Origin of the sequence: Streptomyces sp. NPDC048496, assembly GCF_043200055.1 — a bacterium.
In the GTDB taxonomy this organism is placed as follows: domain Bacteria; phylum Actinomycetota; class Actinomycetes; order Streptomycetales; family Streptomycetaceae; genus Streptomyces.
The window spans coordinates 61,208-67,367 of record NZ_JBICXB010000036.1; the positions used below are offsets into that span (position 1 = coordinate 61,208).

Sequence of the window (6,160 nt, forward strand, 5' to 3'; positions counted from 1 at the left end):
GGAGCACATCCGGCACAGCCGTCACCTCATCACCATGGGCCGCAACAGCCGGGCCCACGGCACGCCCGGGCGCATGGCGGTGACACGATCAAGGAAAAACGTTCATGTTCACGATCGATCTCGCCTACGTCGGGCGCGGCCTGCACGAGGAACTGGTCGCCTACATCGCCGACCAGCAGGGCTACTACGCCGCCGAGGGCGTCCACGTCGCGCTGCGCGACGGCTGCTCCTGGGACGAGGAGCGACTGCGCCACGGCGCCACCATCGGGCTCGGCCGGGCACTGCTGTCCCGACTGGCCGATGGCGTCCCCTGGGTCGCACTCAATGTCAACACCCACCGCCCACTGTTCTGGTTCCTCGCCCGCGCCGGCCTGACCTCCCTGGCCGACCTGGCCGGCCGACGGCTGGCGGTACACGCCCCCCACACCGCACCCGGGTGCTTCGCCCGGATCGTGCTGCGCCAGGCCGGCCTCGACCCGGACCGCGACATCCACACCATCGTCCGCCCGCCCGGCAACTACGGCATGGACCTGCGCTGGCTGCACGACGGCAGGATCGACGCCGCCCTGGTCGGCAGCACCATGGCACCGGAGGCGATAGCCGCCGAGCACGGCTGGCAGGTGCTGGCCTGGGCCGGCGACCACTTCCAGATCCCCACCGTAGGCGTGGCCGTCGACCCCACCTACATCCACCCGGACAACCCCGCGGTCCAGGCCGTCGTACAAGCCCACCGGCGCGCCCTGCAGGTGATCCACAACGAACCCGACACCACGGTGCGGTACATCCAGACCTTCCTCGGTCGACATACCGCAGACGAAGCCCGAGCCCACTACGAGTCGTTCATCGCACCGTATTTCACCACCGACGGCCAAGCCGACCTCGCCGTCGGCGCCACCGCGATCACCGCGGTCGCCGCCGAACTCGGCGCCCCCGCCACCGTCACCGCAGCCGAGTTCTACCGCACCGCAACCACCACACCCTAGGAGCCCGGCGCGACGCCGGCAGGGCGGCGTTGTCAGCGGCCGCCCGCTGCGGGGGCGAAGGGTCCGTCCAGGGCTGCCCATTGCAGGAGCAGGATGGTCTTGCCGTCGGTGATGCGTCCGTCGCGGGTCATGGCGAGGGCTTCTGCGAAGGGCAGTTCGAGGACCTCGATGTCTTCGCCGTCTTCCTCGAGTCCGCCGCCGGTCCCGGTCCGGTCGGCCGGGGTGTAGGGGGCGGCGAAGAAGTGGAGGCGCTCGGTGACGGAGCCGGGGCTCATGTAGGCGTCGAGGACGTGGGTGAGCGGGCCGAGCGTGACGCCGAGTTCCTCGGCGCTCTCGCGCCGGATGGCGGTCGGCGGGTCGTCCGCGTCGAGCAGCCCCGCGGCCGCTTCGACGAGCATGCCGTCGGGGTGGTCGTTGACGTAGGCCGGGTAGCGGAACTGGCGGGTGAGCAGGACGTAGCGACGCCCGGTGTCGTACGGCAGGACGACGGCGCCGTTGCCGCGGTCGTAGGTCTCGCGCTGCTGAGTCTCCCAACGCCCGTCGCGGCGGCGGTAGTCGAAGGTGGTGCGGCGCAGTACATGCCAGCCCTGGGAGGTGAGCTCGACGTCGCGGACCATGACGCCGGGGTTGCGGTCCAGGTCGCGTCCGGCCCGGTCGAGGCCGGTGCGGCCGCGGTGGTCGGGGGTGTCGATGCCGGGGCGGCTTGTCACGCGGTCTCCTGTGGGGTGTGGCGGGGGATCTCGGCCACGTCGTGATAGACGGGCAGGCCGCGGCGGCGGGCGGTGGCGACGTCCTGGTCGGCTCCGGTGGAGTCGCCGGGCAGGCGCAGCACGGCGTCACAGTGGGCGAGGAGGCGGTCGGCGGTCGGGTAGAGCACCTGGTCGGCGAGGGGGTCGGTGGGGCCCGCGCCGGCTGAGTGCAGGACGGGCAGGGCGATCCACTCCCCGATCACCGGGAGGTGGCCGGCGGCGAAGACGGGCCAGGCTGCTGCTTCGAGGCGGGCGAGGTTGGCGGCCATGGCCTGCGGGTTGCCGTCGGTGCCGGAGCGGTAGGGCCCGGCGATCAGGATGAGCATGGGCTTGTCGGTCATGGGGCGCTACGATACACGCAGAAACGTGCAAGAACAGGAGAGAATACGGATGCTGGCTGCTGAACGCCGTGACCACCTGCTAGGTCTGCTCGCCCACGAGGGCAAGATCGTCGCCAAGGGCGTCGCCGCCGAACTGGGGATCTCCGAGGACAGCGTGCGACGCGACCTACGCGATCTCGCGGCCGAGGGGCTGTGTCAGCGGGTCTACGGCGGGGCGCTCCCTGTTTCCCCGGCCGTGGCGGACTACGCCGCCCGGCAGACCGTGGCCCCCGACGGCAAGCGGAAGGTCGCCTCGGTGGCCGCCGGGCTGGTCCGGCCGGGTGGCGCGCTGATCCTCGACGGTGGTACCACCGCCCTGGCCGTCGCCCACGCGCTCCCGCAGGACCTGGCCTGCACCGTGATCACCCACAGTCCGACGATCGCCGCCACCCTGCTCGACCACCCGCAGGTCGAGCTCTTCCTGCTCGGTGGCCGCATCTTCAAGCACTCCGCGGTCGCCTGCGGTGCGGCCGCGGTCGAGGCCGCGCAGAACGTCTCCGCCGATCTGTGCCTCATCGGCGTCACCGGCGTGCACCCGGAGGCGGGACTGACCACCGGCGACGCCGAGGAGGCCGCGATGAAGCGCGCCCTGGCCGCGCGGGCCGCGGACACCTACGTCCTCGCCTCGTCCGAAAAGATCGGCACGGCATCGCGGTTCCGCGTCCTGCCCTTGGAAAAGATCAGCGGACTGATCACCGACGCCGACCCCCACAACGCCGTCGTCGAACAACTCACGGCGCTCGGCGTGGCTGTCCTGCCAGCCGGCTGACTGCTACATGCCGAACGAGGGGTCGCCGGCCGACAGAACATCCAGGACACCGACCCGTCACCGCGCTTCGGTCATCCACGGGAATTGACAATTGCTCTGCGCTCGGCGAAGGACTGGGACAAACCCGCATCCTGACCAGACGACTGCTCAGCATCGCCCCAACGCTGAGCAGTCGTACCGTTCCCCAGATTCACACGGTCTACCCGGCAGACAACCCGACCAAGGAGCAGTATGGCCATCGACGTGACTACCGATCTGGTCTTCGGCGAGCAGAAGATCCCATCCGTGAAGTGGTCGTGGGGAACGCATGCGGCGTAGCCGCGGGCGCGCGAGGGTGCGGACGGCTGGGAACACAGATTGAGACCGCGGCAGTGCCCCAGGACGTCAAGGTCGTTCCTACAGTGGCGCGCTCCGCCTTGACGCCCTGAACCACGCCCGCTCCACGGTGAATCCGGGTCCCTGGCGAACCCGGGGCCCAGGCGCCACTCGGGTGCCGGGCCCCAGAGACGTACTACTTGCTGACGGCGAAGCGCATCAGGGCATGCTCGTCACCCTGCTTTATCTTGCCCGTCACGTTGATCACTTCGAGTTTCCACGTATCGCCGACCCGCATCGCCTTGGCCACGGCGCAGCCGTTGTCCTGGGTGAGCAGGCTCGGCCAGATGTCGGCGACCTGCTGGGAGCTTCCCCCGGTCGCGTCGTAGACCTTGAAGCTGATGTTGCGCGCCTTCTGGAAGGAACTGCCCTTCTTGTACGCGGCGGCGACGAACACGATCGACGTGATGTTGGGCGGAATCCGGGCGAACTCGACGGTCACCGTCTCGTCGTCCCCGTCCCCGTGCCCGGTCTGGTTGTCGCCACTGTGCGCCAGGGAGCCGTTGCCCATGGGGTCGAGTGAGTCGAGACCCGCGAGACGCACCGGGTCCCCGCCTTGCATGGCGATGGCGATCAGGTCGAGGTCGGTGCCGGTCTTGCGGCGCAGCTTGCCCAGCATCCCACCGCTGCTGCCAGCGGTGGGATCCCAGGAAACCCCGATGGACAGGTGGGTCACTCCGTCCAGGTCTGCCGGGCCGTCTTCCTTGGTGAGCGTGATCATGCGTGGACCATCCATTTCGGCAAGGGCACTACAACACGCAGAGTGTGCCTGACGCCTTGGTGGTTCCAGCTGGCAGGTCCCAGTGGACTAGCATGAACCGTTCCTAACCAGTGTGCATAAGTGAGTCCTGGACCCACTGCTGTGTACTGGGCGCATCCCGAACGGTGTTGGATGCACTGGGTTCCCGCCTTCGCTTCCCACTCGGCGGCACGCCTCCAGGGGCGTGGTCCGTCGCGGGCGGGCTCCCTCACGCCCCCGGTCACCTGGTCCGGCCTGGACGGTCCGATGCCCCGCACGATCGCTCTGGTCGTGTGGGGCGGTGCCGTCCTTCCCCAAGCTCTCAACTCCGTTCGAGCAGGGGATACCCCATCCCGGAGCGGGTGCCCGAGGGCGCGTCGCCCGATCGCGATGCCCGCGGCATCGTGACGGGACATGGTGCGGTGCGGGGTGACCAGCGGTTTCTGCCAGTGCTGGCCACCCCACAGGGATGTGTAGGCGGGGTCGACCGCGACGATCGCAAGGCCCTGTTCGGCGGCCATGGACACGAGCCGGGCCTTGAGTTTCCCGGTCGGGATGCCGGAGATGAGCTGTCTGAACCGTTTCCGGCGGCCGTGCTTCTCCCGGGTCTTCTCACGCGTGAAGTCGAGGTCTTCGATGCCGATCGCGGTGACACCGGCCTGCTTGGCCCAGTTGATCAGGCGGGTCAGTGCGTGGCGGATCTGTGCGTCGCGGTGGCCGGCGGTTCCGGACAGGTCGTAGGGGAAGCGGTGCGGGTCGCCGATGGGGTTGCCGTGCCGGTCGAGGTGGTAGGCGGCGAAGTGGTCGGCGTTGGCGTTGGTGTCGACGCCGACCATGCCCCGGGCACGGGCGGTCACGGGCGAGGGCCGGACTGCACTCGGGTTTTCACACCCGGGCATCGCCCCGCCTCCGGCTGCTGGTCACTCGTACGGGATGATGTCGGTATGCGTGGTGGGGACGGGCTGTTCGAGGTCGAGCCGGTCGAGAAGCGGCGGTTGCAGGGCCGTGCGGCGCCGGTGGACGAGCGATTCCGGGCGTTCGACCCGCATCAGGTCCTGTTGCTGCCACAGTCGCTGGACGACTGGCTCCCCGAGACGGTCCTGGCTGTTGCAGCGGGGACTGTTCGTCATCGCCACCGACCCCACCGACATGGCCATGGGTCTTGAGCCGGAGGAGTCAGGGCCATGAGCCACACCGTGACTGGACTCGCCTGGACACCACCAAGGCGCCCACCCTCACCGAGGCGGCCTCCAGCCTGGTCGACGACGTCACCACCTACATGCGCGGCCCCGGATGGAACACCGACTCGTTCAGTGGCAGCATCCGCACCCTGCGCATCGTGACGGGGCACCTCGGCACCGACGTCCTCATCCGAGAGACGGACATCCGGGCCCTGGCCTCCATGCGGCCCTTCAAACGGCTCCGGCCTGGCAGCCGGCGTCCTGCGCGTGGACCGGATCTACGACGAAGCTCGCCATAGTGCCGACCCCGTCCGGCTGATGGAGCTCTTCGGCCTGTCCAACCTTTCCGCCCCCTCAGCGTCCCGGAGACCCGCCGACTGATCGGGCACGTCGTCATCACGCCCCACCACCACTCCAACGAGCACCATCTGCACTCGTCACACTTCCGCAGACGCAGCCAGACCCGGGCCCGCGGCTCCCCCTACCACGCCGAGGCCACGACCCCCAGATGCGGTTGCAGCATTAGGGCGCGTATCGGGTTGTAATCAATCTTCGGGATTCGCCTTTGCGGCGGGAACTGAGCCGGCACATCATTTTTGGGCTCTCCTGCCGTATGTGTGGGTCATTGGGTTGCGAGTTGACGGCCGGGGAGGGTGGGTTTGTCTCCTGCGAGCGTGAGCATGACGAGGGCGATGATGGCGTCGGCGGAGTGGAAGCCGAAGCCGCGGCGGATGATCAGGCGGGTCTTGGTGTTCGTGGATTCGATCAGCCCGTTACTCATTCCCGTGATCAACGCGGCCCGGATGGCGTCGTAGTGCCGGACGATTCGGCGTTGGAGACCGGCGAAGGCGTCGATGCGGCAGCGTCGGGCCCAGCCGATCCATCGGTGCAGTGCCGTGAGGGCTGCGGTGGGACGGGTCTTGGCCAGGGTGAACACCATCCGCAGGGCCTCCTTGAGGCGCCAGGCGCGGTGCAGGCGGGGGT

Annotated in this window: 8 protein-coding genes and 1 pseudogene; 3 read left to right on the plus strand and 6 right to left on the minus strand. The window is 69.1% G+C overall.

Annotation, left to right across the window (positions count from 1 at the left end):
• Positions 1-104: 104 nt before the first annotated feature.
• The gene (locus ACGFSA_RS26365) at positions 105-983 is read left to right on the plus strand and encodes an ABC transporter substrate-binding protein (protein ID WP_393308239.1); all 879 of its coding nucleotides are present in this window, start codon (positions 105-107) and stop codon (positions 981-983) included.
• 32 nt (positions 984-1,015) lie between these two features.
• Here ACGFSA_RS26365 and ACGFSA_RS26370 read toward each other — a convergent pair whose 3' ends face one another.
• The gene (locus tag ACGFSA_RS26370; protein WP_393308241.1) at positions 1,016-1,693 is read right to left on the minus strand and encodes an NUDIX domain-containing protein; all 678 of its coding nucleotides are present in this window, start codon (positions 1,691-1,693) and stop codon (positions 1,016-1,018) included.
• Positions 1,690-2,073, minus strand: a complete 384-nt coding sequence (locus tag ACGFSA_RS26375) for a DUF4406 domain-containing protein (protein WP_393308243.1) — start codon at positions 2,071-2,073, stop codon at positions 1,690-1,692. Before ACGFSA_RS26375 ends, ACGFSA_RS26370 begins: the two co-directional genes overlap by 4 nt.
• A 49-nt stretch (positions 2,074-2,122) precedes the next feature.
• On the opposite strand from ACGFSA_RS26375, the gene ACGFSA_RS26380 reads away from it, so the two are divergent.
• Positions 2,123-2,881, plus strand: coding sequence for a DeoR/GlpR family DNA-binding transcription regulator (locus ACGFSA_RS26380; RefSeq protein WP_393308245.1), 759 nt, complete (start codon positions 2,123-2,125; stop codon positions 2,879-2,881).
• A gap of 511 nt (positions 2,882-3,392) precedes the next feature.
• On the opposite strand, the gene ACGFSA_RS26385 is transcribed toward ACGFSA_RS26380, so the two are convergent.
• The 3 genes and pseudogenes from ACGFSA_RS26385 to ACGFSA_RS26395 all read right to left on the minus strand — a co-directional run bounded on the left by ACGFSA_RS26385 (position 3,393) and on the right by ACGFSA_RS26395 (position 5,125).
• Positions 3,393-3,977, minus strand: coding sequence for a TerD family protein (locus ACGFSA_RS26385; RefSeq protein ID WP_393308247.1), 585 nt, complete (start codon positions 3,975-3,977; stop codon positions 3,393-3,395).
• 103 nt (positions 3,978-4,080) lie between these two features.
• A pseudogene (locus tag ACGFSA_RS26390) lies at positions 4,081-4,867 on the minus strand (IS200/IS605 family accessory protein TnpB-related protein); the annotation flags it as partial.
• 48 nt (positions 4,868-4,915) lie between these two features.
• Complete coding sequence (locus ACGFSA_RS26395) at positions 4,916-5,125, minus strand: hypothetical protein (protein ID WP_393308261.1); 210 nt, start codon at positions 5,123-5,125, stop codon at positions 4,916-4,918.
• 32 nt (positions 5,126-5,157) lie between these two features.
• Between ACGFSA_RS26395 and ACGFSA_RS26400 the strand changes: the two genes are divergently transcribed.
• Positions 5,158-5,475 carry a hypothetical protein gene (locus ACGFSA_RS26400; RefSeq protein ID WP_393308249.1) on the plus strand — a complete coding sequence of 106 codons (318 nt, stop codon included), beginning with the start codon at positions 5,158-5,160 and terminating at the stop codon, positions 5,473-5,475.
• Positions 5,476-5,798: 323 nt separating this feature from the next.
• Here the strand turns inward: ACGFSA_RS26400 and ACGFSA_RS26405 are convergent.
• On the minus strand, positions 5,799-6,160 hold a 362-nt coding region (locus tag ACGFSA_RS26405), incomplete at its 5' end, for a transposase (RefSeq protein ID WP_393308251.1).

What these genes read in the sequence shown, in the direction of transcription:
- ACGFSA_RS26385 (WP_393308247.1), bottom strand. Translation starts at nt 3,977, where the DNA reads ATGATCACGCTCACCAAGGAAGACGGCCCGGCAGACCTGGACGGAGTG.
- ACGFSA_RS26375 (WP_393308243.1), bottom strand. Translation starts at nt 2,073, where the DNA reads ATGACCGACAAGCCCATGCTCATCCTGATCGCCGGGCCCTACCGCTCC.
- ACGFSA_RS26380 (WP_393308245.1), top strand. Translation starts at nt 2,123, where the DNA reads ATGCTGGCTGCTGAACGCCGTGACCACCTGCTAGGTCTGCTCGCCCAC.
- ACGFSA_RS26395 (WP_393308261.1), bottom strand. Translation starts at nt 5,125, where the DNA reads ATGACGAACAGTCCCCGCTGCAACAGCCAGGACCGTCTCGGGGAGCCA.
- ACGFSA_RS26365 (WP_393308239.1), top strand. Translation starts at nt 105, where the DNA reads ATGTTCACGATCGATCTCGCCTACGTCGGGCGCGGCCTGCACGAGGAA.